A 26,711-nucleotide genomic window follows, 5' to 3' on the forward strand; every position below is an offset into this window, starting at 1 on the left:
GAGAAAGGCATAGTAAACGCTGCAAACAGCGGTATGACCGGATGTTATGTGCCATGCCACAATTGTATCGATAACTGTATCCACGCTGTCCTGTCTGCGGAGACTCGATGGACATGAACCTCCGCAAGGACGGTTATTTTGTTCAGGACAGTGCCTGGTATGAGGCAGAGCGACGCTTCGGTGATTTTGTCTCCAGATCCCTGGACAGGAAGCTTGTGCTCCTTGAGCTGGGGGTTGGATTTAACACGCCAACCATAATCCGATTTCCTTTTGAGAAGCTGACACGAGAACACGATAACATAACCCTTGTCAGGTTAAATCTCGATCAGGCTGTGATTTCAGAAAGTCTTGGGAACAGAGCTATAGGGATAAATGCGGATATGGCGGAGAGTATAAGTGATATACTCAACGTTTCAGTATCGCATCCATATCCTGCTCAGGAGCAGTGATCGGGTTTAGCTTATAATTTTCCACCAGATATTTCACCACGGTCTCGGACATGAATGCCGGAAGTGTCGGGCCGATATACATGTTGCGCACACCCAGTGACAGCAGGGTGAGAAGTATGCAGACAGCCTTCTGCTCATACCATGACAGGACAAGGGTGAGTGGGAGATCGTTTATGCTGCAATTAAATGCATCAGCCAGAGCCAGGGCGACTTTGATTGCGCTGTAGGAGTCATTGCACTGTCCCATGTCAAGTATTCTTGGTATACCATCGATGTCACCGAGATCGAGATCATTGAAACGATACTTGCCGCAGGCGAGGGTGAGGACAAGGGTGTCCATCGGAGTCTGCTTTACGAATTCGGTGTAATAGTTGCGTCCCGGATGTGCGCCGTCGCAGCCGCCAACGAGGAAAATGTGTTTGATATGACCAGCCTTGATTGCATCTATGATCTTGCCAGCCTGTGACAGAACAGCGCTGTGTCCAAATCCGGTCGTCAGCATGTGACCGCCGTTTATGCCGCTCATGCTCCTGTCGTGTTCATAGCCGCCAAGCTTCTGTGCGTGCTTGATCAGAGGGGTAAAATCTTTCTTCCCTGCTCTTGTACCTGAGATGTGAACCATGCCGTCATAACCCACGACTGATGTGGTGTATATCCTGTCCTTGTAGCTCGGCCTTGGCGGCATGAGACAGTTGGTAGTAAAGAGCACTGGTGCGGGAATATTCTCAAATTCCGTCTGCTGGCTCTGCCAGGCAGTTCCGAAGTTGCCCGCCAGATTATGGTATTTGTTAAGCTCCGGATAGCCGTGCGCAGGCAGCATCTCGCAGTGGGTATATACATTTACTCCTGTCTTTTCAGTCTGCTCAAGGAGCTGTGACAGGTCGTTCAGGTCGTGACCGGAGACCACGATAAATGGCCCTTTTTTGATGTCAACATTTACTCTCGTAGGCATAGGATTGCCAAATGATTCAGTGTTGGCTTTGTCCAGCAGCTCCATGCATTTGAAATTGACCTGGCCAAATTCCATGATGAGTTCTATCCATTCGGTGACGCTGTGCTCCCTGTTAACCTCGCATAGTCCCTTGTAGAACCACTTCAGAACCTCATTATCTGTGTAGCCGAGATTCATGGCGTGATGGGCGTATGCTGCCATACCCTTGAGTCCAAACAGCAGGGTGGAACGCAAGGACACTATATCCGTGTCACCATCCCATAGGTCGATCACCTGTATCTTTTCAGCCTCAGATCTGCTGATCTTGTTCTGCTCGTTTTTAACCCTTCCCATAAATTCTTTTATTGCATTGTCGTCAAAGTTTACATTTGTCAGGGTTGTGAAAAGACCGTCTATGATAAGTCTGTCGGCGACCGCGCTGTGTTTATTCTCATTTTTTGAGAGTTCTGCAAGTTTTATAAGCTCACACACAAGCTCGTCCTGTAGATTAGATGTGGATGGCTGCTTGCCGCACACTCCAGTATTGATACATGCGGATCCCCCCGCTGTCTGCTGACACTGAAAACAAAACATATTTGACATGTACTGTATACCTCCTGAAATTATGAATCTATCTGAAAAACTGGTGACTGCCTGGCAGTCTGTGGATTTTCTTCTAAATAGAGTATGGACAGTGAACAGGAGTTTTATACTCAAATTTGCTAAAGTTTATCTGTGAAATATAAAAAAGAATACAAAAAAATCGGTGCGACGGGATTCGAACCCACGACCTCTTCGTCCCGAACGAAGCGCTCTACCAAGCTGAGCCACGCACCGATAGTGTTTATCAACACTGCCATAATAGTATAAGAAGATTCTGAAAAAAATGCAAGGAGTTTTCTAAATAATTTGGCATTAAATTCACCAAGAGATTTTCATGGCAATTTATCTTCAGGGTATACGAGGATTACACTCATTACTTCTCGCTAAATGCAGCGTGGGGACGCAAAGTTGTGCAGAAACTTACCAGGATGTTATCATCGATGGTGGAAGCCATGATAGCACCGAGCAGGAAGATAGAGGATGTGCTTGAAAAGTATAATGTGTTATGCCCTGTTGAGGTGATTCCATCTGGGATCGACACGGATAAATTCTCCACAGCGATATTTGCAGACAGAGTTGAGAAGCTTTATATGAATGTGTGCGAGCTGCAAGCACTGGTGCTGAGAGCATGCTAGAAATTTAATTTGTATGAATTCTCTAGTGGCTGTTGGGATAACCAGGTAAAAGATACAAAATTATCTCCAAATAGATGAAAAATCTCTAAAAAAGAAAAAATTTTAAAAAATTATCCGTAGGACACAGAATAATGTGTTTTATGGATAATTTTTTATCTTTTAAGTGAAAACATTGTATATGAGATAAAATGTAGGTAATAAGCAAAGATGGCGAGATGACCGGATGCATGAGTTACTATCTAGATGACAAAAAACTAAAAAAATATGCTTTATTTAAAAATACAGTTGACAACACCATGATACTAGTGTACTATTTAGCTAGTACAGCGATACAGAAGAGCTAGACAACATACAAGGAGGAGGTGTGTGATGGAATTTAAGACGAATATCCCCATATATCTTCAGGTCATAGAGGATATAAAGCAGAAGATCATAGCGGGCACACTGCCTTTGGGATCTAAGCTTCCGTCATCAAGAGAACTTGCCATAGAATACCAGATAAATCCGAATACTGCAGCGAGGATTTACAGCGAGATGGAGTCTATGGGGTTGTCCTATACCAGACGTGGAATAGGAACATTTGTGACGGAGGATGACAGGGTCATAGACGACCTGAAAAAGGAGAGGATAGAAGAAATTATACAGAGCTTTGACGAACAGCTCACTGGTATGGGATTTTCACAGAATGAGATCCTAGAGTTGCTAAAAGAACACTTTGGGAAGTAAATAAAAAGGAAAAAAGGAAAGAAACAAGAAGGAATAAAAAAGAAGGGAAATGATACAATGTTAAAATGCGAACATCTTGTTAAGAAGTATATCACGACCACAGCCATATCTGACCTGTCACTGGAGATTGAGCCGGGACACATATATGCGCTGCTCGGTCCGAATGGAAGTGGAAAGTCAACACTTATGAAGATCATAGCCGGTCTGGTCAAGCCGGATTCAGGAACTATCACAATAGATGGAGTGCCTATGACATACAGATCCAAGAAAGACATAGCTTATATGCCAACGGAGGCATTCTTCTTCGGATATATGAACTGTAAAGACATAGGAAAGTATTACAAAGATTTCTTTGATGACTTTGACTATGACAAATACAAGGGACTGCTTGCTGAGATGGAGCTGAATCCCGATCAGAAGGCGAAGAGCATGTCTTCAGGAATGCTTGCAAAGCTCAAGATAGCGGTTACTCTGTCCAGAGACAGCAGGATCGTTATGCTTGATGAGCCACTGAACGGAATAGACATCATAGCGAGGGAGAAGATCATCAGCACGATTGTACGGAATATATCGGATGACACAGCCGTGCTCATGTCAAGCCACCTTGTGGATGAGCTTGAGAGGATCGTGGATCACGCATTCTTTATCAAGAATGGCACCTGTGTGCTTCAGGGAGATGCAGAGGAACTGCGAGTGAGCAGGGGCAAGTCGATAGTTGATATGTATAAGGAAATATATGCATAGGAGGAACCGCTATGAACGAAGTTCATAATAGGAATCGGTTCCGACGACCTGCCCCGCTCGTGTGAGCGAGAGGGGCGATACATATTGGATAGTTAAATTTGTTGATGAAGGAGAGATAGATATTATGTTAAAGATGATGAAATATGAATACAGACGTGGAATATTTCCACTTCTGGTGGTTATAACGGCTCTTGCGGCAGCAGAATTGCTGTTCGTGATTGGAATATTTGCAGAAAAAGATCTGCTAACTGGACTTGGTATCACCTTCCTTGTGCTGGGAGGCTGGGCTTCGTTTATGTTCGTCTTGATATATGGTGTGATAATATACAGTCAGGATCTGAAGAACAAGACTGGGTATATGGTGTTTATGACGCCAATTTCAAATTACAAGATTATCGGTGCAAAGCTGCTTTCAATCCTGCTCACCGGTGCGACACTTGTGGCCTTTCTTGGACTGCTTATAGTTGTTGATTATAACCTGCTCAAGTCACATAACGGCGGTGTAGCTAGCGTTGAGCTTGTGCTGGATGATATTCTGGGAACAAGAGGATTGTCAATAGGAAGTGTCATTGCAAATGTTGCAGGGTTCATAGTAGTAGCACTTATTCAATTCTATACAATGATCACCATAGCGTACCTCGCAGTGTCACTGTCTTCCACAGTGCTCCAGAATAAGAAGATAAAGGGCGTTGTCAGCTTTATACTTTTTGTGGCTCTTTATGTGCTGGTGAGCTACATAGCATACAAGCTTCCGCACCTTGGGAAGAACGTGCAGGTGGAGACTATGCTTGACGCGATGTATAAGAACATACCGCAGCTTATTCTCTATGTTGTATGCATGATCGGCAGTTATATAGGAAGTGCGACACTGCTGTCTAAGAAGATCAGTTTATAATGTAATGAGAGGAATGCATTAAGATGGCAGTAGATATGAGGAATGGTGATATGATGAAATGGTTTAGATACCTGGTTACAGGAGTCTGCACAGGAGTCATAGTAGTGCTCCTTGTACCTGTGGCTGTGTGTGGGATCTGTGCATATGGTGTGTGGCGGCTGCTCAATATGGTAACAGGCGGAAATAAAGAGCCACGCAGGACGATGATAAAGCAGAATTTATAATTGCATATTTTTAATCAACAAGATAACCCGGAGTGAGAAAATGTCTCACTCCGGGTTATTGACGTTCGGGGAGGAATCATGTAGTATTTTCACTAGAGTTAGACAAGCCTAACCGAACCTATTTGTCACAAGGAGGTTTTGTATGAGTGAAAATACATGGGAGATCATGAAGGGCATGGAGCTCGGTGACGTGGAACTTCAGATGGCACTTCAATGTGCACCGGTGATAACGGGTGTCAAGGTGTCAAATCTGCTGAACATAGAACTCAGCGGATATCGTCAGATGGTGGAGATACTGAAGGACAGTGATATATGTATGTACACACTGGGAGCAACCTGTGGCAGGGTAAATGTATTTATCTACAATGCGGCAAAGCTCAGGGCATTTGTCAAGAGGGATGGTGTGCAAAGACTTATGTCTGAGCTGGGATATGAGGACATGGAGCTTTCTGAGATTCTCGCTGAGTTCCGCGGAAAATATCAGCAGTACTTAAAGAGCAGAGGAAGATTCACCTCGAAGCAACCGGCACAGGAAGATATGGCTTGTGGCGATGGAGCTTCTGGCATGGAGTGGTTCCCACACGAGATGGGCTTGTTGCTGGGATACCCGCCAGAGGATGTGGAGGGTTTTATTCGGCAAAGTGGCAGAAATGCACTTTGTTCCGGCTACTGGAAGGTGTATGAGGATGCTGAATCAAAGCGGAGAACATTTCATATATTTGAATGTGCGGAAGAGAGACTTATTCAATTTCTTTCAAATGGACTGCATATGAGAGATATCATGGGGATGTACACGGCGAGCAGAAACGCGGCGTAGAAGTATATGGAAAGATGTAGATAAACACAGTTTACAAGGATGTATAGGGTAAATCTCTATAACATATAATTTCATAAGGAGGATTATTATGAGCAAAATTAATATCGTATTCTGGACACAGGGCGGAAATACACAGATGATGGCGGAGGCTATCGCAGACGGCGTGAGAGATGCCGGAAAGGAAGCGGAGGTAGTATTTGTAAGCAGCATCACACCGGATGCACTCAAGGATGAACCAGTATTTGCACTTGGATGCCCGGCTATGGGAGCTGAGGTGCTTGAGGAGGCTGAGATGGAGCCATTTGTTGCTGAGGTTGAGGGATTTGCTTCAGGCAAGAAGATCGCACTCTTCGGTTCATACGGCTGGGGAGATGGCGAGTGGATGCGCGACTGGGAGGCGAGAATGCAGTCAGCAGGCGCAGAACTCGTAGGCGGAGCCGGACTTATGTGCCATGAGACACCTGACGCAGAAGGCCTTGAGGAGTGTAAGGAGCTTGGACGCCAGCTGGCAAATGCCTGATTGACGGACGGCACGGACGATAAAAAATAACCATATATATGCAGTCACGTTCGGCTTCCATTGATTCGACCAGTTACATATGCATGCGGCTACGCAAACGATAAGGGCGTTGTTTGCTTCGCCTTAGCAGGTAACTGATCGAACCAATGGAGCCTTCACTACCGACTGCCATATATATGGTTCTTTTTTGTGTTGAAATTGTTCTTAGTGTCCTGCATACTGGGCCTTGTGGCTGCCGTGGCGCTTAATGTGTGCTGTTATGTATGGAGCTATTGTAACATGTTTGTCCATGACATTTCCAACTATGGCGATTCCCTTGCCCATGGTGAATGCAGCAAGAACTGTTCCGATTCCCAGGCCGTAGATATGACCGAGGATAAAACCTGTCATGGCAGCTGTCGTTGCAAGGCAGATTACATCAAACGAAATCTTAACCTTGGAATATTTTGCCGATATAATCTCAGACAGCTCTCTTGGGAAAAGGTCTGTCGGGATGATCGGAAGTCCACATCTGTTGGACAGTGCGATTCCGATACATATCAAAATGTAACTTATCACAAAGTAAAGGATTCTCCATGGGAGGGCAGTTGGCAAAGCCCCGATCCATATCTCATGGATATCCAGCATCTTGCCAAATACGAAACCAACTATAAAACTGCACAGATATTGGGGAACGAATTTCTTTCTCATGATCATGAGGGTGAGAATAAGTACGCCCTGAAATATGTATGTCCAGGTTCCGAGAGTCAGTCTTGGAAGAACCAGCGAGAATGCGTATGGCACGCTGGATATTGCCGATATTCCTGCTGCAGAATAGAGCATGAGAACCACTCCGAAACTGTTGATGGTGACTGCTGTTATCAGGGCGATCTCGCCCCACATGTTATGCAGATGTGCATTTCCTGATTGAGTATTCATTTTCTGCTTTTCCTCATTTCTTTCATATACAATGCGTTTTATAACATATACTTTGATTTCCCCAGTATCAGGGGAGCTTTAATTGTCTAAGACTTCATATATATATCCCTGCGGTTTTTGATTGTAGCACCGACAACACCACATAACAAATAAATAGTTTTTATGGTTTGATAGATTTTGTCTATAAAAAATATTCGGATTGTATTAAAATATGAATAGGATCATGTATAAATAATGAAAAGGGGGAGTTATAAGTGAACCTGTCATATATTAGATATTTTGTTGAACTGGCCCATGTTCAGCATTACACAAATGCAGCCAGAAATCTGAATATAACGCAGCCAAGCCTCAGTCACGCAATATCCCAGCTTGAGGAAGAACTTGGGGTAATGCTTTTTGAAAAGAATGGGCGCAATACGGAGCTCACTGCATTTGGCAGAGAATTCCTTGCATGTGCAGAGCGTTCGCTTGGCACTCTTGATGCGGGGGTAGAGTCCATACAAAAGGAGGCTGCCGGGGATGGCGTGATACGGCTTGGTCTCATAAGACCTCTTGGAATGGAATTTGTACCGCGTCTGGCAGCGGAGTATTTGAAGAAAGCTGAAAACAGAAATGTGTCGTTTACATTTCATACAGGGACCACAGGGCAATTGCTTGATGATCTTGCGGCTAGAAAATATGACATGGTTTTCTGTTCGAGACCGCCTGAGACGATGGGATTTTCCGCCATTCCAGTTGGCAGACAGGATCTTGTTATCATAGCACCGTCGGGACACCCTTTGGCAGATAGGGATTCGGTGACACTCGAGGATACACTGGGGTATAAACATGTATATTTTTCGAAGGAATCTGGAATGAGAAGTCTTGTGGATGAGATGTTTGAAGGGCTTGGCAAAGCTCCTGAGATAGCATGCGAAACGGAGGAGGATGAGGTCATAGCCGGACTTGTGGCAGCAGGGTTTGGAATAGCGGTAGTCCCTTACATGGATATGCTCAAAAGGCTTGATGTGAAGGTTCTTAGTATAAAACATCAGCCGGTTGACAGGCTTTACTATGTTGTTCATGACAGCCGGACATATATGTCTCCTGCGGCGACAAAATTCCATAAATATGTGTTATCTAGTAATTGACAAATTAAGGTATGATATATAGAATGATTCTCATATGAACTTATAAAATTGAGAAAATGTTGCACAAATCAAATTGTACAATTACTACAATAAATCGCCAGGAAGTTTAAGGGGGCGCATAGTTAGTGGATAGGACTGCTGTATTTAATATAGCATTTGAAATGTGGGGAATATTAATCTGTCTGTTTGCATTTGTGGTTATATTCCTTCAGAAGAATAATAATAGAGATAAAAAGAATGTGAGTCTATGTATGGAGGCTGCATGTATCATCCTGCTGGCTGCAGATATGTTGTCATGGTATTATCAGGGAAAAACAGGACAGACAGCCTATTACATGCTGAAGATAAGCAATTTTGCCGTGTTCTTTATCAACTATTTATATATGACTCTGTTTACGTTTTATCTTCTTGTCATTCTCAACAGAGGAGAGACGAAGATGCCAGCGAAAGCAAGGGGCGTGGTAGTTCTGAGTGCTGCTGGGATAGTCCTGCTCATTATATCCCAGTTCAGTGACAAGCTGTTCTATTATATAGATGATAACAACTTCTATAACAGGAGCAGCGGTTATCTGTTGTCGCAGCTTATTGCAGCAGCAGGACTTGTTCTAAGTTTTTCGATACTTTTGCAGTATAAAAAAAGACTGGAAAAAAGAGTTTTCTGGTCAAGTGTTTTGTATTTTATCCTGCCATGTATATCCACGGTTGTTGTCATATTCTATTATGGGATTTCATTCCAGACAATATCTGTGGTTGCTTCTACACAGATCATGTTTGCAGTTGATATGGTCGAGATGGACAGATCACTTGCGAGATCCAGACAGGAGGTTGAGCGTACAAAGTACGAGGCTGAGCATGATCTTCTGACCGGCATGTACAACAAGACAGCCGGAATGCAGAGGATAAGAGAGTATATAGATAACATGACTGACGAAGATAGTGCTTCTCTTGTATTTGTGGATATAGATGATTTCAAGAGTGTAAATGATACATATGGTCACGCAGTTGGTGATTACTGGATTGAGAAGGTGGCAAAGTTTCTCCGGAGTGACTGTTATGAAGAGGACGTTGCCTGCAGGTATGGTGGAGACGAGTATGTTGTGCTTCACAAGGGCTTATCGGATATATCTGTTCTGGAGTCAAAGGTGATAAGGTTTGCCAGAAAACTTCAGCGCAAGACAATGGAGAGAGGGCAGAATGTCCATTGCAGTGCTGGTATATGTCAGATCAATGGTTCAGGATTCAGCACAGAAGAGTGTATGAATGTCGCGGACACTGCGCTGTATGAAGCAAAAAAGAAGGGCAAGAATGTCAGCGTGATCCACAGCATCAACAGGGATGGTACGGACAGAGTGACCGTACTTGACAAGATAGAGTCTGATATAAAAAAGGCTCAATCCAGGGTAGAGGCAAGGATCGCATATATGTATACTGATATTATATATGTTAATTATGAGAACGATAAATACCGTGTTATAAAAGGCGATTCTGAGCTGAACAATGCTGTATCTTGTGCGAATAACTACGATGAAGTAATTGGATTGATAAGTAACCGGTTTGACTCGGATCGGTCAAGAAAAATAGTCAGAGATTTTCTCAGCCGTGAGCGCATGGAGAGTTACACAGGCGGCAATACGGAATATCAGACAGAAAATTTCCTCAGAGGGGTTTTGTCAGTCAGCTGTGCAAACAACCATGGGGGTGCAAGCCTTATACATGCTATCCCAGTGGAAGAGGATGGTGACAGAGGCTACTTTGTGGTCGTACAGGATCTTGACATATATGCTGGTTGAAGTATAAAATCATACATAATAATTTTAACGAAAACAAGTTGGTGGATTTTTCCGGATCAGGTCATCTTTTCGCCCCACAACCGCAAGGTTGTGGGGCTTTATTTATGCCATCCGGGGATGGAGGTTTTATGAACGAGAATTTTATGAAAGAAAAGCCGGTGTTCCCACTTTTGATGTCCATGGCACTGCCTATGGTTATATCGATGATGGTGAATGCTTTGTACAATATAGTTGACAGTTTCTTTGTGGCGAAGATAAGTGAGGATGCGATGACAGCACTTTCGTATGTATTTCCGCTGCAGAATTTTGTAAATGCTGTGGCGATCGGATTTGGTGTTGGGATAAACGCGGTGATAGCCATATATCTTGGAGCCAAGGATAATGAGCGGGCAGATCGGGCAGCTAGTTGGGGGATGTTTCTTGCTGTTATACAGGGAATAGTGATGACAGTCGTGTGTATTGCCATCATTCCATCGTTTCTCAGAGCCTTCAAGGCAAGTGGAGACGTCCTTGACCTTGGCTGTCGTTATGCAGACATAGTATTTGGATTTTCTATAATTATTTCGGTTGATCTTGCATTTGAGAAGGTGTTTCAGTCGGTTGGACGCATGATAGTTACAATGGTTGGACTGATGGGCGGCTGTATTGTGAATATAGTGCTTGATCCGCTGCTGATATTTGGTGTGGGACCATTTCCTGAAATGGGTATAGAAGGCGCTGCACTGGCAACTGGCCTGGGACAGGTGTTTACACTGATCATTTATTTTATTGTGTACTTTGGAAGACCGATAAATGTGAAGTTCGGCATAAAGCATTTGCATGGGGGCGGTCTGATGGTGAAGAAGCTTTATGCTATAGGTATACCTGCCATACTCAATATGGCACTGCCGTCTCTGCTCACAAGCGCACTCAACGCCATACTCAGCATGTATTCGGCAACTTATGTCATGATCCTGGGAGTGTACTACAAACTTCAGACATTCCTGTATATGCCGGCAAATGGAATCATTCAGGGAATGCGTCCTATCATAGGATATAACTATGGTGCCGGAGAGCATGCAAGAGTGAAGAAGATATTCAACATAACGCTTGCATTAAATGTTGGAATCATGCTGGCTGGAACAGTTGTGTGCCTGCTCATCCCGGAAAGGCTTATAGGTATGTTTACAGAGAATGTGTCTACAATAAATGCAGGTGGAACAGCACTGCGCATCATATGCGCCGGATTTGTAGTGTCGGCTGTGTCGGTAACTGCATCGGGGGCACTTGAGGGATTGGGAAAGGGAACTCCGTCCCTGCTCATATCCCTGCTCAGATATGTGGTTGTCATAATCCCCGCTGCATGGACACTTTCAAGGCTTTGTGGTTTCGGACCTGCTGGTGTGTGGAATGCGTTCTGGGTAGCAGAGCTTATAACGGCGGTGTGTGCGGCGTTTATATATAGAGGGGCTGTGAGATGAGAATTTATACCTTTGAATGAGATGGCGGCATTGCCCAATAATATGCAGTATGTTAGAATGATCGTGGTTATCCTATAGAAATAGTAGGATAATTATGGCTGTTTTGTCTGCGTGGCAATAAGCCCCAAGTTTGTGCTGTGCTGATTTAGAGCTATTGTAATAAGTGAATTTGGAGACCGTCGCGCTAGCTTGAGAGAAAGGAAAAATCGTGGGAAATATATTCAGAAAAGCATTCATCAAATCAATCCCGATCATGTGCAGCTATTTGTTCGTCAGCATGGCATACGGAATTATGATGGAGAATGCCGGATTCAAATGGTATTACTCACTGCTGGTCAGTTTGACGGTGTACACAGGAGCGTACCAGTTTGTGCTTGTGACACTGCTTTCAAGCGGAGCATCCATATTCACCATGGCGCTCACTGCATTTCTGATGAACAGCAGGCAGAGCTTCTATGCGCTGACATTTGTGGATGAGTTCAACCGCATGGGAAAGCGGAAATTATATATGATACATACAATGACGGATGAGACTTATGCTGTGAACTGCACTCTGCCAGACACCGGTAAGGAGAAACAGAGCATCATGTTCTGGGTGGCTTTTTTGTCGAGGTGTTACTGGATGGTCGGTGCGGTTGCCGGGGGAATCCTGTGGCAGATCATTCCGTTTGATATGACGGGGATTGATTTCTGTATGACGGCGCTGTTTGTCATCATATTTATCAATCAGTGGGAGAAGGCGGAGAGCCATATCCCGGCGATTGCAGGACTTGTGATAGCGTCGGTGTGTCTGCTGGTTGTTGGACCTCAGTATTTCCTTCTGCCGTCACTCATCATAGCGTCAGCAGTGCTTGTGGTGTGGAATACGAGGAGAAAGTAGGAAAATGCTATGAATACAAGATACATATTAATAGGAATTGCGGTGTCGGCAGTTGTGACATTTGCACTGAGGGCACTTCCATTCGTCATATTTGGTGGAAAAAGGCAGATGCCGGAGATGCTGGTGAAACTCGGTAAGGTGCTTCCGGCGACCATAATGGCGGTACTCATAGTGTACTGTCTGAAGGGGACGGTGGCGGCTCCGGTGGCAACTGGAATACCAAGTCTCGTTGGCGTTCTGGTGACAGGCGGAACATACAAATGGAGGCACAATACGCTTCTGAGTATCCTGCTGGGGACTGTGAGTTATATGGTGATGCTGCGTCTGGTATGAGAAAAAGATGAGTGGAAAAATTCCATTCCTCTGAACCACTGTTTTTAGCAGTAATCTCTGCAATCGGATTGCGGATAATTTGTACGCAGAATCCCACTATTGAATGAACGTGCATAATTTGTTAGAATAGCTGTGTGTTTATCGACTTAAGCACATATTGTAATATGAAGATATCATCGCGGCAGATTTTGTCTGGGCAGGTGATATTGGGAGATATTATTAGAAAGGATCTGAATAAGTAATGGATAGATCAGATAAACAGAGAATTGAGGGGATCGTGCAGAGGATACTGGATGATTTCGGCGATGACAGAGCCATCAACAAGACGGATCTGTGCAACGAGCCGGATAAGACAGCCATTATCGATGTGATCGACAAACTCATGAAGATTCTGTATCCGGGTTATTACAGCGACAAGCTGTATAAGATATACAGCTTGAAGAATAACATGTCTGTTATCATAGAGGATGTAATATTCCATCTGAAGAAACAGATCATGATAGTTCTCAGGTATTGCAAAAAGTTTCCTGAGCTCACAGATGCTGAGCTTGAGGATAAGGCGATGGATATAACATATGAATTCATGGATAAGATACCTCAGATAAGAGACTATCTTGAGACTGATATCCAGGCGGCATTTGACGGAGATCCTGCTGCGGGCAGCAAGGATGAGGTCATACTTTCATACCCTGGACTGTATGCCATATCTGTATACCGTATGGCACATGAGCTTTGTCTGCTGGATGTGCCGATGATACCAAGGATCATGACTGAGCACGCCCACAGCGTGACCGGAATAGATATTCATCCGGGCGCCACCATAGGAAAGTATTTCTTTATTGACCATGGTACGGGAATCGTTATCGGCGAGACGACTATTATCGGCGAGCATGTGAAGATATATCAGGGCGTGACACTTGGAGGACTCTCTACACAGGGTGGCCAGAAGCTCAAGGGGGCCAAGAGGCATCCAACCATCGGTGACAATGTAACCATCTATTCAGGCGCGTCCATCCTTGGAGGCGAGACTATCATCGAGGACAACGTTGTTGTGGGTGGTAATACATTTATCACCAACTCAGTAGAGAAGGATACAAGGGTTACTGCCAAGAAGCAGGAGCTTCAGTATAAAAATAATTAGAGGACATACAAATGAGTGACATACGAAAGATAGCGGTTCTGACCAGCGGAGGAGATGCTCCGGGCATGAATTCAGCTGTTAGGGCTGTGGTTGTATCGGCCATCAACAGTGGAATAGAGATAGTCGGAGTGATGCGTGGTTACGAGGGACTTATCGACTGGGAGACACAGCCGCTCGGCCTGGCGGACGTCAGGAACATAAACAATCAGGGTGGAACGATACTTTTCACCAGCAGAAGCGAGAGATTCCTTCAGAAAGAATACCGCGAGCAGGCGGCAAAGAATCTGAGAGATCACGATATAGATGCGCTTGTTGCCATCGGTGGGGATGGAACACTCCGTGGAGCCATAGCATTTCAGAATGAGGGTATCAATACCATCTGCATCCCTGGAACAATAGACAGAGATGTTGCATGTTCTGAGTATACCCTGGGATTTGACACAGCGGCGAATACAGCCATGGAGGCCATTGACAGGATAAGAGATTCATCGGTTTCCCACGGACGATGCAGCGTCGTGGAGGTCATGGGACGAAAGAGAGGCTATATAGCGCTCTGGGCAGGCATGGCGACATCAGCTGATGCCATCATAATTCCTGAAAAATGGGATGGTGACTATGACAGTATCATAGATACGATAAAGGCAAAGCATGCTGACGGAAGGAACAGCTATCTGGTGGTTGTGGCCGAGGGTGTTACAGATGCTCCAGAGCTTGCACAGATGATTCTTGATAAGACTGGTATAGAGTCGAGGGTATCGGTGCTTGGCTATATACAGAGAGGCGGACAGCCAACGGCAAAGGACAGGATGTATGGCTCACTCATGGGTGCGTATGCCGTTGATGTACTCAAGAAGAACAAGGCAAATCGTATGATAGCTATCAAGAACGATATACTTATAGACTATGATATAAAAGAGGCAATTGATATACAGAACAATCAGATCGATTCCTTCCAGTATGAGCTGAGTAAGCTGCTGGCCGAGTAATCGGTGAGGCTGGCAGTGGGTAAAAAATAAGCTGACTGATTATAAAGAGATATATAAATGACAGGTATAAAAGATACAATATAAAGGAGAAGGTTATGAAACAGGTAATATTAACAGGCGACCGTCCTACGGGCCGTCTTCATGTGGGACATTATGTAGGATCACTTAAGAGAAGAGTCGATCTTCAGAATTCAGGAAAGTATGATGAGATTTACATCATGGTGGCTGATGCGCAGGCGCTTACAGACAACGCAGAGCATCCTGAGAAGGTCAGACAGAATATTATGCAGGTTGCTTTGGATTATCTTGCCTGTGGCATAGATCCAGGGAAGTCTACTATATTCATCCAGTCAATGGTACCAGAGCTCACAGAGCTCACATTCTACTATATGAACCTTGTAACAGTGGCAAGAGTCCAGAGAAATCCTACCGTTAAGGCAGAGATCAAGATGAGAAACTTCGAGGCAAGTATCCCTGTTGGATTCTTCTGTTATCCTATCAGCCAGGCTGCAGATATCACAGCATTCAAGGCCACAGAGGTTCCTGTTGGAGAGGATCAGATGCCTATGATCGAGCAGTGTAAGGAGATCGTTCACAAGTTCAATTCGGTATACGGTGAGACACTTGTTGATCCAAAGATCGTTCTTCCTGACAATGAGGCATGTCTCAGACTTCCAGGTACAGATGGTAAGGCCAAGATGAGTAAGTCACTTGGAAACTGTATCTACCTGTCAGAGGAGCCTGCAGATATCAAGAAGAAGGTTATGTCCATGTACACAGATCCAAATCACATCCGTGTTGAGGATCCGGGACAGGTTGAGGGCAACTCTGTATTTACTTATCTTGACGCATTCAGCAAGCCAGAGTATTTCGAGGAGTTCCTTCCAGACTACAGTGGTATGGATGAACTCAAGGAGCACTACAGCAGAGGTGGTCTCGGCGATGTAAAGGTCAAGAAGTTCCTGAACAATGTTCTTCAGGCTGAGCTTGCACCTATCAGAGAGCGTCGTCAGATGTGGGAGAAGAGACCACAGGATGTATATGACATCTTAAAGAGTGGCAGCGAGGTTGCCAGAGCAAAGGCAGCAGAGACGCTTGCAGATGTGCGCCGTGCGATGAAGATAGATTACTTCGAGAACGACAATCTGTTCAAGTAAGAAATAATATAACTTTTAGCTGAATTATATATGAAAAGAGGATAAAATTCTCGTCAAATGTCCTGAAAAGTGATATTTGGGACAAAGCAAGGGAATTTTATCCTTTTTTTCATGCAAATAATCATTTTAGAGATATTTTTGTGCTACAACCTCACCACAACGGCTTCATACGGATACTACCTGAGGCGTTAATTATATAAACAATCCGGATTTCTCCTTGCTGTGCTCAAGCTTGTCAAGAAGCTTTGCACAAGGCTTGGCGAGCAGCAGTCCGATGACCGCTGAGATCGCAACATATATCAGCAGGGTGGCAAGACATTTGCCGTAGGTGTGCTGATACATTCCGGCGACACATTCCCTGAGGGCGTTCATACAGTATGAGAACGGCATGAATTTGTACAGGTACTGGTACACTGATGGGAGCACTTCCACAGGGAAGGTTCCACCTGCTCCCGCAACCTGAATGACCATGATGATCACGGCGATGGCCTCACCGATATTGCCAAATGCCACGGTGAGAGAGTAGATAAGGAATGTAAATACAAAGCTCGTCATCATGGCGGCCAGAGTAAATGCTATCGGGTGCCTGCACTGTATTCCCACGTAGAACAGATCACCCATCACGGTTATGATGGTCTGAACCTGTCCGATGACGAAGAAGTTCAGATACCTTCCGAAGAACTTCTGGTAAGGCTTCACACCCTCAAGCTCTTCATTGTCCTTGACCTTAACGTGTATGAGTGCCACAAGTATGAGAGCACCGACCCACAGTGCCAGAACCGTGTAGAATGGTGCCATGGCTGATCCGTAGTTGGATATCTCGTATACAGCAACTGTGTTCATCTGTACCGGTGATGAGATGAAATTCACTATCACCTGTGGATTATCCTTTATGGCATTTATGAAATCCTGATAGCTGCTGTTAGACGTGATCGTCTGTATGTCGGTTTTGATCTTGTCTATGCTGTCCTTGAGATCCTTCAGACATTTGATCGTTCCTGCTATGTCTGAGGTTCCATCCTTCAGAATGTTCTGATACTCGGTCAGGGATTTGCTGATGTCGTTGAAGTTTCCCGGAACATTTGCCAGTACATTCTGCGCCTGAGTTAGCGATGACTGGATATTCTCTAACGAAGATTTCAGCTCAGGTGAAAGCTCGTTATTTATGAGATCCTTCACCGAAGCAATGTCATTTGTACACTTCTTTATGTCGGACGATACCGCTTTTTTCAGTGATGCAAATTCTTCGTCCGACAGGCTTGTGTCGGATACAAGCTTTGCTAAGTCTTCGTTCAGATTTTCAAACTGAAGTTTGGCATCTGATACTATAGGTGACTGGGCTTCGATCAATCGGTTTATGGTGTCCAGAACATTAGTGCCTAGAGAACCGTTGAGGTCAGTTTCGATTGACACTGATCCGATATCGTGGGTCCTTGAGAGGCTGTCCACGGTTTTATCAAGCTCTGTGAGCCTGTCAGAGATCATGTCGAGACCTGTGTTCAGCAGTGATATCGAGGTGTCTGCAACGTCGCTGCTTATGCCTGCGCTGTCACTCAGATTTCCAAGACTGCTTGAGCCACTCTGTGCCATGCTGTCTATGCTTGGAAACAGAAGTTGAGTGGTATCGATGGCATCTGATGCAGACTCTGTGAGCAGTGAGAATGTATTCAGCATATAGACGTAATTGTCAAGCGTGGATGAGATCTGTACCAGCTTGCTCTCAAGACCGGCAACGAGGTCTGAACCGTCTATGTTATTTCCAGAAATGAAATCTCCGGCATTTGCAAATACCTCGGTCAGCGTGCTTATGATCTTGGTGTTTATCTCGTTCTGGACGGTCGTCTTGACCTTGCCGGTTATCTTGGTGGCAATGGCGTTTTTCTTGCTGTTCTCGTAGTATTCGATATTTGGATTGACGATGTTGCCATTTAGTATACTGAGCATGTTCGCCGTGAAGTCCTTTGGTATGATTATTCCGGCATAACATTCCCCGCTGGCGATGAGTTCAAGTGCCTCATCTTTATTATCGGCAAATGTCCAGTCGATAGTGTTGTTGTTTTCAAGACTTTCGATCACCATGTCTCCGATGGTCAGATTTATTCCGCTCATCTCGATTCCCTCATCCTCAGAGTAGACGGAGATCTTCATGAGTGAGGTGGCGGACTCTCCATACGGATCCCAGTTTGACAGGATGTTGAACCACGCATACAGAGAAGGGATTATACACAGACCCATGACTATGGACAGTGCGACAACATTTGTGGTGATCCTGCGCAGATCAGATATGTATACACGCCAAATGTTTTTCATGATAATTCCTCCTTGTCAGCTTCTGTGTTTTCTGTGGCTTCATCCTGTTCATCCGTCCGGACCGAGTCGCCATGTTCATCTGTTTGAACTGTCTCGTTTTGCTCATCAGACTGCACAGACACACTCTGATCATTCTGCACAGCCTCAGCCATCTCAGCCACCTTGTCCTGCACGGCGGTGATCTGTGTCTGAATGTCTGTTTTTACATTTGTTATTATGTCGTCCAGCTTCTTCTTCGGTGCAGCGACTTTTGTATATATGCTGTTGATGTCGATGAGACCGTCAATATTATCTTCCGTATCCTGAAGCGAGTTAACCATCTCCTGTACCTTGTAATCCGAGTATTCCACATGTATCAGATACGCCGCGATTATGAACAGGCTGGCGATCCACAGAACAAGAAATATGATCTTGGAGCTGCCGGTCAGAAAGAGCAGGATAAGGAAGCATGCGGGAACAGTGAATATACACTTAATACCCGCCTTCAGCTTTTTTACATTTTCTGCATGGGCATTGTCTCTGAATGCAAGCACCTGGGACTTTATGTCAGATGACTCGGTGCTGGTTGTATTTGAATTTGTATCTTCGTTCATGGGTGTTCCTCCTTATTTGCATTACATCATATCCGTATCTTCCATACGTTTCTCGATGAAGTGCATGATATGGATAAATGGTTTTCTGATTATAAGTCCTATGACCAGTGCAACCACAATGAAAATTGACAATTCAAGCAGATATTTGAACAGGTCTGCGTGATACATTCCGCCAATACATTCACGCATTGCATTTATCGCATATGGGAATGGGAAGAATATGTACACCTGTCTGAAGAAGTTCGGAAGAGCCTCTATAGGGTAGGTTCCACCGCTCCCCGCTATCTGCAGCACCATGATCACAACAGCTAGGGCCTTGCCTATGTCGCCAAATGATATGGTGAGTGAATATATCAATATTGAAAATGTCAGCCCTGTGAGTGCCGCAGTTGCCCAGAATGCAAATGGGTGCAGACACTGTATCTTCAGCAGGAACAGATCTCCAAGCACTATGACCAGAACCTGAAGCTGAGACAACAGGAAGAAAATAAGGTATCTTCCAAAGAACAACTGGTGTGGTCTGGCATCCTTCAGATAGTCTGCATCCTTCACATGCACCTTCATGAGGGAGACGAGAATTGTCATTCCGACCCAGATGGCAAGCACTGAGTAAAATGGTGCCATGGACGAGCCGTAGTTGGCAATGCTGTAGTAGTAATGTTCCTCGACAGCAACAGGCTTTGACAGGAATGACGCCAGCGCCTCTGAGTCTCCGTTGAGGAAGGCGATGATCATGTCGGTCACCTCGCTGTCAGCGGCCTTGTTTATCTCGTCTGTGGCGGTCTGGATCTTGTCACGTATACCACTTATGAGATCGGAGAGGTCTGTGAGACTGGTGTTCATTGATGCAATAGTCACCTTATAATTGTCAAATACAGAGCTTGCACTGTTTATGGTAGAATTCAGGGTATTTAACAGATCCTGAGCGTTTTTCAGTGCATTTTTGATGTTCAGGATTATGTTGTCCATGTCAGGAATGACCTGACTGGTAAATGTATCGTCGATGTCTGAGACAGAGTCGATGATCTGGTCGAGCTTATCTGATACGGCATTTTCTGCATTTGTGATCGCAGATATATCCAGACTATCGATGGTGTCAGCGGTGAGAGAGGAAATCTTCTTAACCTCTGTTTTCAGCTTGTCAAGCTTGTTGAGTGCATCTGAAACCTCATTCGTGTTGCTTATGTCAAGAGATTTGATATATTCGTCGACTGCATCGATCTTCTGCTGAAGTTTGTCTGCATCTGCCTTGATATTCTCAAGATCGGCAGATATGTTCTCTGCATCATCCTTCATATGGATAAGCTTTGTAGAGCTTTTCAGATTCTGTATGTCCTGCGCGATGCTGTCAATCTGATCCTGAAGAGAATTCCTGACAGTGTAGTAGGTTGAGCCCACTGAGTCTATATCAGACATGCTTGAATCAATGGCGGAACCCGCATCGGACAGAAGCTTGCTGCTCTTGTCAGTTGCGTCCTTGAGCTTTGTGCTGGTCTTGAGTTTGTTATTTGCCTTGATTATGGAATCTATGGTTTTCTGATATCCGGCGAGATTGTCATCGACGGTTTTGAGTGCTGTGATGAAGTCCGTTCCCTTGAGATCCTTCGACAGATCCGTGTCGGAGTCGTCAATGGCAGTGATAAGCTTCTGTGATATCGCCTTGACGTAGGTCTCGTTGATACTTGTCTTGAGAGTAGAGACTGCGGTGTCGGTTATCTTAGGTGCCACGGCATTTTTCTTCTCATTTTCATAGTAGGTGAAGCTTGGATTTACGAAGTTGTCCGTCAGGGCATTGAACATGTTGTAGGAGAAATCCTCATCAATGACGACGGCGGCATAGTATTTGCCTGATTTCACACCGTCGATGGCGGACTTTTCAGAATCTGGGAATACCCATCCGATACTGGTCTGGCTTTTCAGTTTATCAGCCACGGACTGACCCATGTTCATCTCGTTGCCGTCTGCGTCTGTGTAGCCCCTGTCCAGGTTGACGACGGCGATATTGATATTGCCGGTATTGGCATATGGATCCCAGTTTGCAAATATGTTGAACCATGCATACAGCGCAGGCAGTATGCACAGTCCAACGGCGAGAACTATTGTGAGTATACTTTTTTTGATACCGATCAGGTCGTTTTTGAATATTTTCAGTATTGTTTTCATTTTTATGTAATTCCTATTTATATAGTAAATGCATCAGCGAGGACTGATGTACATGAGAAAGTCCCCGCTGATGATCGTTCATTATTCTACAGGTCTTTGAAATGGAACTGCTTCTTTCCGGTTGCGTAGTCATCAACTATCTGTCCATGTCCGTAAAGCTTGTATTTGTAAGTTACAAGTCCCTCAAGTCCTACAGGGCCTCTTGCATGGATCTTGCTTGTGCTGATTCCGACCTCTGCGCCGAAACCGTATCTGAAGCCATCGGCAAATCTTGTGGAGCAGTTCTGGTATACTCCCGCCGAGTCGACAAGCTGCATGAAGAGGTCGGCAGTATCGGCATTTTCAGTCACGATACAGTCAGTATGGTGTGAACCGAAGTGGTTGATGTGTGAGATAGCCTCCTGGACATTGTTCACGATCTTGACTGAGAGTACTAGGTCAAGATACTCTGTATTGAAATCGTCGTCTCCCATGATCTCAAAAACGTTCTGGCTGTCAGTTGCGGCATTCGTATGTGAACCATTGGCCTGACCGTCAGCTGTGTATGCCCGTTTGATGATCTCCGCTGCCTCTGCGGTTCCGCGTAGCTTTACACCATTCTCCCTGAGAGCTTTAGCCATGACTGGAAGCATTTCATTTGCCACATCCCTGTGGATGAGAAGTGTCTCCGTTGCGTTGCAGGCAGCGGTGTACTGTGTTTTTGCATCTATGATGATAGGGATAGCCTTCTCTATATCTGCATCCTTGTCTATGTATGTGTGGCAGATTCCGTCTGCGTGTCCCATGACAGGAATCTTGGTGTTGTTCATTATATACTGCACAAATGCATTTGAGCCTCTAGGTATGAGCAGGTCAACGGACTTGTTGCATGACAGAAGCTCATCGATCTCGTTGTGCTGGCTTGCCTGGAGCATGCAGCCCTCTGGTGCTCCGTTTGCAACGGCTGTGCTGTAGATCACATCGAAGAGAGCCTTGTTGGTGTTGGCAGTTTCCTTGCCACCCTTGAGTACTGCGCAGTTGCCGCTCTTGATGCACAATGATGATATCTGGACCAGCGCATCCGGTCTTGCCTCGAATATGATTCCGATGACACCTATAGGGCAGGAGACTCTCTGAAGGACCAGCCCCTCGTCAAGCTCTCTCTTGAGCTGGATCTGTCCAACCGGGTCAGGGAGCTTTATGAGCTCATCGATTCCATTTGTCACGTCAGCGAGCTTGTGCTCGTCGAACTTCAGTCTCTTCTTGACTGATGCAGCGATCCCGTTCTCCTCGGCAGCAGCCATGTCCTTTGCATTTGCCGCAAATATCTCATCCTTATGTGCGATGAGTGCGTCCTTTACATGTACTAGTATATTGTTTCTTGTATCTTCTGAAAGTGCAGCCATTTTGTAGCTGTCAGCCTTCATGATGCTTGTAGCTTCCTGCATGTTCATAATATTGTTCTCCTTTATAATCCGGTATGTCATGTGCACTTATTCTGTCGTGGCACATGAGCATATAATCCATTAAATATTACCACAAGTTTGGGGAGATGACCACAGGGAAGAAGATAAAAAGAGGCCATCGCATAATATGAGCAACCCACATGGAAAATGGAATCTCCGTTGTGTATGATTGTCATATTATGTAATGACCTTTTTATATGGTTATTGAGTTGTTATATATTGCTCCAAATTAGCAGCTTATCACAACAAAGCTCTGTGCCGGAAGAGTGATAACTCCGTCAGCGATGCCTGGCTGTGTGCCGTTTATTGCTATAGAATAGATAACCTTTGCGTCACCAGTCAGCTCAGCAAGCTTCCTTGACTGGGTGTCTGTATTCTTAGGGTTCACTGCAAGGAGTAGATTCCCTCTCTTATATACAAGTGGCTTTCTGCTGATGATCTCAAGGTTACTCTTGTCTAGCAGATCCGCCTGTGAACGTCTGAGAGAAGTGAGGGCCTTCACTGTATTGAGCAGGGAGTTCTGATCTGCCTCGGAAGCCTCAACATTTGCGGCATTTTCTGCAGGATCAACCGGCAGATAGAGCTTGTCGGCAGGCGCTGATGAGAAGCCCATGTTGTCACCGCTTGTCCACTGCATAGGAGTTCTTGAGCCGGTTCTTGTAAATCCGCCCTCCTTGCTTGCCATGCTTCTGAATTTCATAGCAATCTCATCGCCATAGTAGATGAATGGATTGCCGGGCATTGTCAGGAAGAATGCGTAGGCAAGCTTTAACTCATCCTCCGAGAGTCCGTAGCTGATACGTGTAGTGTCGTGATTTCCTGTGATGAGGGCTATAGCACCCTTGTCCTTTATCTGCTCGTATCTTCCCATGTATTCATCAATGAAGTGGTCGCAGGTTCCCTTGCTGTCAGCCTTGAAGAAGCTGTTGTTCTCCGTGCTGTCGTCAAGTGACTCTGGAAGAGATGCAAATGCATTAAGGTGAGCTTCGTAATCTCTTACCAGAGAGTTATATCCGTTGCCCATCCAGTCGAGATAGAAATCCATATCGAAGCCGGCCTTGATTGACTGTTCAGCCTTTCCCCACTCAGATACAAATGCTGACTCAGGGTACTCAGCGTGTATATCGCCGAGAATGTCCTGCCATACGGCAACAGTTCCGCTCTTGTTCGCATCATCATGTTTTACAAGTGAATCTGCCATATCTACACGGAATCCGTCACAGCCCTTGTCGAGCCAGAAGCGGCATACGTCCTTCATAGCCTCTCTGGTTGCGATACATGCAGGATCGTACATGCTCTTGTGCCACTTTTCTGTTGGATTAAGCACTCCATAGTTGAGAGCCGGCTGGCACTTGAAGAAGTTGACGATGTAGGCACCGTTTCTTGGTGATTCTCCTGCGATATAGTTGAGACCTGCACCGCCACAGAGCCATCCGTCAGTCCACATATATCTATCTGAGTATTCATTTTGCTCAGCTTTTTTGCTCTCGGTAAACCATGTATGCTCCTCAGATGTGTGGCCTGGAACCAGGTCGAGGAGAATGTGCATGTCCCTCTTGTGAGCCTCAGCGAAGAGGTTCTCTATGTCCTCCATTGTTCCGTATCTCTCGGCAACCTTCTTGTAATCCCTTACATCGTAGCCTGCATCGGAAAATGGTGAATCAAAGCAAGGATTCATCCAGATAGCGTTGCATCCAAGAGACTTGATATAGTCAAGCTTTGCAGTGATTCCGTTGAAATCACCGATACCGTCGCCGTTGGTATCGTAGAAACTCTGTGGGTATATTTCATAAAAAATTGCGTCTTTAAGCCATGTAGCCATAATAAATGTCCTCCTTATAAAAATGCAGCATGCGCATATAAATGCTCTTCGCGCGGCGCATGCGTTACTATTCGTTCTTCCATAATATGAGCAGCGCACTTGCAGCTATGCGCTGGTGGTTTAAGGTATAAGGTATAAGGTACTGCAAACCCACACAGAAATCTGCCTCAAAATACGGAGAACGATCTTATTAGTATTAAGAACATTCTACTCATTATAATAAAATATAATATGGAAAAATGTAATCCTTTATATGTAAATTAATAGATTTATTTTGCAGGAAAATATACTTGTTGAAAACGCACAGCAAACATAAAAATATCTGTATTTTATCTGGTTCAAATATGTGATAAAATTTGCTTTAAACTGTAAAAGTTTAAACACACAAATGCAATGATATATGTTACAATCACAAGGTATGTGTCAGCATAAATGAAAAAATAATACAGAATGTAACAGCTTGAAGTAAACATCTGACGCAAATAATACTGATATCTGTGAAAGGAAAAGTGTATGAGTAAAGAAAATAACAACGGCGACAGAGAAAAGTTCGCCTCCAGACTTGGGTTCATCCTCGTGTCGGCGGGATGTGCTATTGGCCTTGGAAATGTATGGAAGTTCCCGTATATATGCGGGCAGAATGGCGGAGCGATATTTATCGTGATATATCTGCTGTGTCTGTTGCTTCTGGGATATCCTATCCTTACCTGTGAGTTTGCGATAGGCAGAGGGAGTGGCAAGAGCGTTGGTTCAGCGCTTAAGGAGCTTGCGCCGAAGGGCGGCAACTGGCATAAATTCAGCTGGTATGCCTATGCCGGCAACTATCTGCTGATGATGTTTTATACTATGGTAGCGGGCTGGATGGTATACTATGTGTACGTCATGGGATCAGGACAGCTTCATGGTGGGTCAGTAGAAGCAATAGAAGACAAATTTACAGGGATGCTTGCATCACCGGGACTTATGGTCGCGATCACACTTGCGGTCATCGTGTGTTGTATAGGTATATGTTCACTGGGACTTCAGAACGGAGTGGAGAGGGTGACAAAGATCATGATGTTTGCACTTATAGTTCTGATGATAGTCATGGCAGTGAATTCGCTCATGCTCTCGGGCAACGAAGAAGGACTTAAGTTCTATCTTGTTCCAAGTATCGAGCGTGCAAATGCCAGAGGCTGGGGCAATGTATTATTTGACGCCATGACCCAGGCATTTTTTACACTCAGTGTAGGTATGGGATCCATGGAGATATTTGGAAGTTATATAGGCAAGGAGAGAAAATTGTCTGGCGAGGCGAAGAGTGTTATGTACCTTGATACATTTGTGGCACTCATGGCCGGAGTCATCATATTGCCAGCATGCTTTGCGTACGGGATCAGCCCGGACAAGGGACCATCACTTCTGTTTATGACCCTGCCGAATGTGTTCAACCACATGCCGGGAGGAAGAGTGTGGGGAATTCTGTTCTTCATATTCATGTCATTTGCGGCGCTTTCCACGGTTATCGCGGTGTTTGAGAATATCATATCGATAAGTATAGATATGTTTGGATGGAAGAGAAAGAAGTCACTTATTATAAATCTGATCGGGATATCAGTGCTCTCCCTGCCGGCTGTGCTTGGATTCAATGTGCTCTCAGGAATCACTCCGATGGGAGCGGGTACAAATATCATGGATCTGGAAGATTTTCTCGTATCGGGAAATATCCTCCCACTCGGATCATTACTTTTTGTCCTGTTCTGTACAAGAAAGAATGGATGGGGATTTGAAAACTTTGTCGCTGAGGCAGACACCGGTATCGGTAAGCCGTTTCCGCAGTACCTAAGAAAATACATGTCATACGTGCTGCCGCTTATAATTGTGGTAATCTATTTCAAGGGATACTACGATACATTTGCCCCGAAGGGACCAAAACTGCTGTGTATCTGGATGGGAGTTGCAGCATTGTTTGTTCTTTTCATAGGCTATCTGGCGTTTGGACATGGACGGGAGAGCAGGACAGATAAAAAAGAGTGAAAATTTCAGTGAATTTAACACGG

General features: G+C 44.9%; 24 protein-coding genes and 1 tRNA gene. 17 read left to right on the forward strand and 8 right to left on the reverse strand.

The genetic code is table 11. From position 1 onward, the window contains the following. Positions 1 to 113 precede the first annotated feature (113 nt). The gene (locus tag DW025_RS01645) at positions 114 to 449 is read left to right on the forward strand and encodes a hypothetical protein (RefSeq protein ID WP_133302866.1); all 336 of its coding nucleotides are present in this window, start codon (positions 114 to 116) and stop codon (positions 447 to 449) included. Here the strand turns inward: DW025_RS01645 and hcp are convergent. Both hcp and DW025_RS01655 read right to left on the reverse strand, forming a co-directional pair. Beyond that, the gene (hcp, locus tag DW025_RS01650; protein ID WP_334295079.1) at positions 406 to 1,974 is read right to left on the reverse strand and encodes a hydroxylamine reductase; all 1,569 of its coding nucleotides are present in this window, start codon (positions 1,972 to 1,974) and stop codon (positions 406 to 408) included. The two genes, DW025_RS01645 and hcp, sit on opposite strands and share 44 nt — an antisense overlap. A gap of 169 nt (positions 1,975 to 2,143) precedes the next feature. Further along, a tRNA-Pro gene (locus tag DW025_RS01655) sits at positions 2,144 to 2,217 on the reverse strand. A gap of 110 nt (positions 2,218 to 2,327) precedes the next feature. Here DW025_RS01655 and DW025_RS15035 point away from each other — a divergent pair. From DW025_RS15035 to DW025_RS01690, 7 genes are all read left to right on the forward strand, one after another. Beyond that, on the forward strand, positions 2,328 to 2,618 hold the full coding sequence (locus DW025_RS15035) for a glycosyltransferase (RefSeq protein WP_279220448.1): 291 nt from the start codon (positions 2,328 to 2,330) through the stop codon (positions 2,616 to 2,618). Between the two features lie 369 nt (positions 2,619 to 2,987). Then, positions 2,988 to 3,344 (forward strand): GntR family transcriptional regulator, encoded by a 357-nt coding sequence (locus tag DW025_RS01665; protein ID WP_022217295.1) that lies wholly within the window; start codon positions 2,988 to 2,990, stop codon positions 3,342 to 3,344. A gap of 57 nt (positions 3,345 to 3,401) precedes the next feature. Next, positions 3,402 to 4,088, forward strand: a complete 687-nt coding sequence (locus DW025_RS01670) for an ABC transporter ATP-binding protein (RefSeq protein WP_118017217.1) — start codon at positions 3,402 to 3,404, stop codon at positions 4,086 to 4,088. Between the two features lie 124 nt (positions 4,089 to 4,212). Further along, on the forward strand, positions 4,213 to 4,983 hold the full coding sequence (locus DW025_RS01675; RefSeq protein WP_118758053.1) for an ABC transporter permease: 771 nt from the start codon (positions 4,213 to 4,215) through the stop codon (positions 4,981 to 4,983). 23 nt (positions 4,984 to 5,006) lie between these two features. After that, positions 5,007 to 5,207: a hypothetical protein gene (locus DW025_RS01680; RefSeq protein ID WP_118758054.1), complete on the forward strand. Its 201-nt coding sequence runs from the start codon at positions 5,007 to 5,009 to the stop codon at positions 5,205 to 5,207. Between the two features lie 142 nt (positions 5,208 to 5,349). Then, a complete protein-coding gene (locus DW025_RS01685; RefSeq protein ID WP_118758055.1) occupies positions 5,350 to 6,024 on the forward strand; it encodes a DUF3793 family protein in 675 nt (224 codons plus the stop codon). 88 nt (positions 6,025 to 6,112) lie between these two features. Then, entirely contained in the window at positions 6,113 to 6,544 is a 432-nt protein-coding gene (locus tag DW025_RS01690) for a flavodoxin (protein ID WP_055146627.1), read from the forward strand. 204 nt (positions 6,545 to 6,748) lie between these two features. On the opposite strand, the gene DW025_RS01695 is transcribed toward DW025_RS01690, so the two are convergent. Beyond that, entirely contained in the window at positions 6,749 to 7,462 is a 714-nt protein-coding gene (locus DW025_RS01695) for a DUF6198 family protein (protein ID WP_118758056.1), read from the reverse strand. A 254-nt stretch (positions 7,463 to 7,716) separates the two neighbouring features. Here DW025_RS01695 and DW025_RS01700 point away from each other — a divergent pair, with 254 nt between their 5' ends. The 8 genes from DW025_RS01700 (at position 7,717) to trpS (ending at position 16,339) form a co-directional block, all read left to right on the forward strand. Further along, entirely contained in the window at positions 7,717 to 8,592 is an 876-nt protein-coding gene (locus DW025_RS01700) for a LysR family transcriptional regulator (protein WP_118758057.1), read from the forward strand. Positions 8,593 to 8,717: 125 nt separating this feature from the next. Then, positions 8,718 to 10,382, forward strand: coding sequence for a GGDEF domain-containing protein (locus tag DW025_RS01705; RefSeq protein WP_055146619.1), 1,665 nt, complete (start codon positions 8,718 to 8,720; stop codon positions 10,380 to 10,382). Positions 10,383 to 10,510: 128 nt separating this feature from the next. Further along, on the forward strand, positions 10,511 to 11,842 hold the full coding sequence (locus DW025_RS01710; RefSeq protein WP_118758058.1) for an MATE family efflux transporter: 1,332 nt from the start codon (positions 10,511 to 10,513) through the stop codon (positions 11,840 to 11,842). A gap of 208 nt (positions 11,843 to 12,050) precedes the next feature. Beyond that, complete coding sequence (locus DW025_RS01715) at positions 12,051 to 12,722, forward strand: AzlC family ABC transporter permease (RefSeq protein ID WP_243104861.1); 672 nt, start codon at positions 12,051 to 12,053, stop codon at positions 12,720 to 12,722. 9 nt (positions 12,723 to 12,731) lie between these two features. After that, positions 12,732 to 13,055, forward strand: a complete 324-nt coding sequence (locus DW025_RS01720) for a branched-chain amino acid transporter permease (RefSeq protein WP_118758059.1) — start codon at positions 12,732 to 12,734, stop codon at positions 13,053 to 13,055. Positions 13,056 to 13,296: 241 nt separating this feature from the next. Continuing rightward, positions 13,297 to 14,196, forward strand: coding sequence for a serine O-acetyltransferase (locus DW025_RS01725; protein ID WP_004849988.1), 900 nt, complete (start codon positions 13,297 to 13,299; stop codon positions 14,194 to 14,196). 11 nt (positions 14,197 to 14,207) lie between these two features. After that, complete coding sequence (locus tag DW025_RS01730; RefSeq protein WP_015533735.1) at positions 14,208 to 15,182, forward strand: ATP-dependent 6-phosphofructokinase; 975 nt, start codon at positions 14,208 to 14,210, stop codon at positions 15,180 to 15,182. Positions 15,183 to 15,277: 95 nt separating this feature from the next. After that, on the forward strand, positions 15,278 to 16,339 hold the full coding sequence (gene trpS / locus DW025_RS01735; RefSeq protein ID WP_118758060.1) for a tryptophan--tRNA ligase: 1,062 nt from the start codon (positions 15,278 to 15,280) through the stop codon (positions 16,337 to 16,339). Between the two features lie 192 nt (positions 16,340 to 16,531). Here the strand turns inward: trpS and DW025_RS01740 are convergent, their stop codons facing one another. The 5 genes from DW025_RS01740 to DW025_RS01760 form a co-directional block, all read right to left on the reverse strand. Further along, entirely contained in the window at positions 16,532 to 18,649 is a 2,118-nt protein-coding gene (locus DW025_RS01740) for a YhgE/Pip domain-containing protein (protein ID WP_119998454.1), read from the reverse strand. After that, positions 18,646 to 19,242: a hypothetical protein gene (locus DW025_RS01745; protein WP_119998456.1), complete on the reverse strand. Its 597-nt coding sequence runs from the start codon at positions 19,240 to 19,242 to the stop codon at positions 18,646 to 18,648. Before DW025_RS01745 ends, DW025_RS01740 begins: the two co-directional genes overlap by 4 nt. A 21-nt stretch (positions 19,243 to 19,263) precedes the next feature. Continuing rightward, positions 19,264 to 21,405, reverse strand: coding sequence for a YhgE/Pip domain-containing protein (locus DW025_RS01750; RefSeq protein WP_119998458.1), 2,142 nt, complete (start codon positions 21,403 to 21,405; stop codon positions 19,264 to 19,266). Between the two features lie 86 nt (positions 21,406 to 21,491). Further along, positions 21,492 to 22,838, reverse strand: coding sequence for a glutamate-5-semialdehyde dehydrogenase (locus DW025_RS01755; RefSeq protein ID WP_117550794.1), 1,347 nt, complete (start codon positions 22,836 to 22,838; stop codon positions 21,492 to 21,494). A 241-nt stretch (positions 22,839 to 23,079) separates the two neighbouring features. After that, positions 23,080 to 24,672: an alpha-amylase family glycosyl hydrolase gene (locus DW025_RS01760; RefSeq protein WP_119998460.1), complete on the reverse strand. Its 1,593-nt coding sequence runs from the start codon at positions 24,670 to 24,672 to the stop codon at positions 23,080 to 23,082. A gap of 513 nt (positions 24,673 to 25,185) precedes the next feature. On the opposite strand from DW025_RS01760, the gene DW025_RS01765 reads away from it, so the two are divergent. After that, a complete protein-coding gene (locus DW025_RS01765; protein ID WP_118017247.1) occupies positions 25,186 to 26,688 on the forward strand; it encodes a sodium-dependent transporter in 1,503 nt (500 codons plus the stop codon). Positions 26,689 to 26,711 lie beyond the last annotated feature (23 nt).

Source organism: Coprococcus sp. AF38-1 (assembly GCF_003603945.1).
In the GTDB taxonomy this organism is placed as follows: domain Bacteria; phylum Bacillota; class Clostridia; order Lachnospirales; family Lachnospiraceae; genus Coprococcus; species Coprococcus aceti.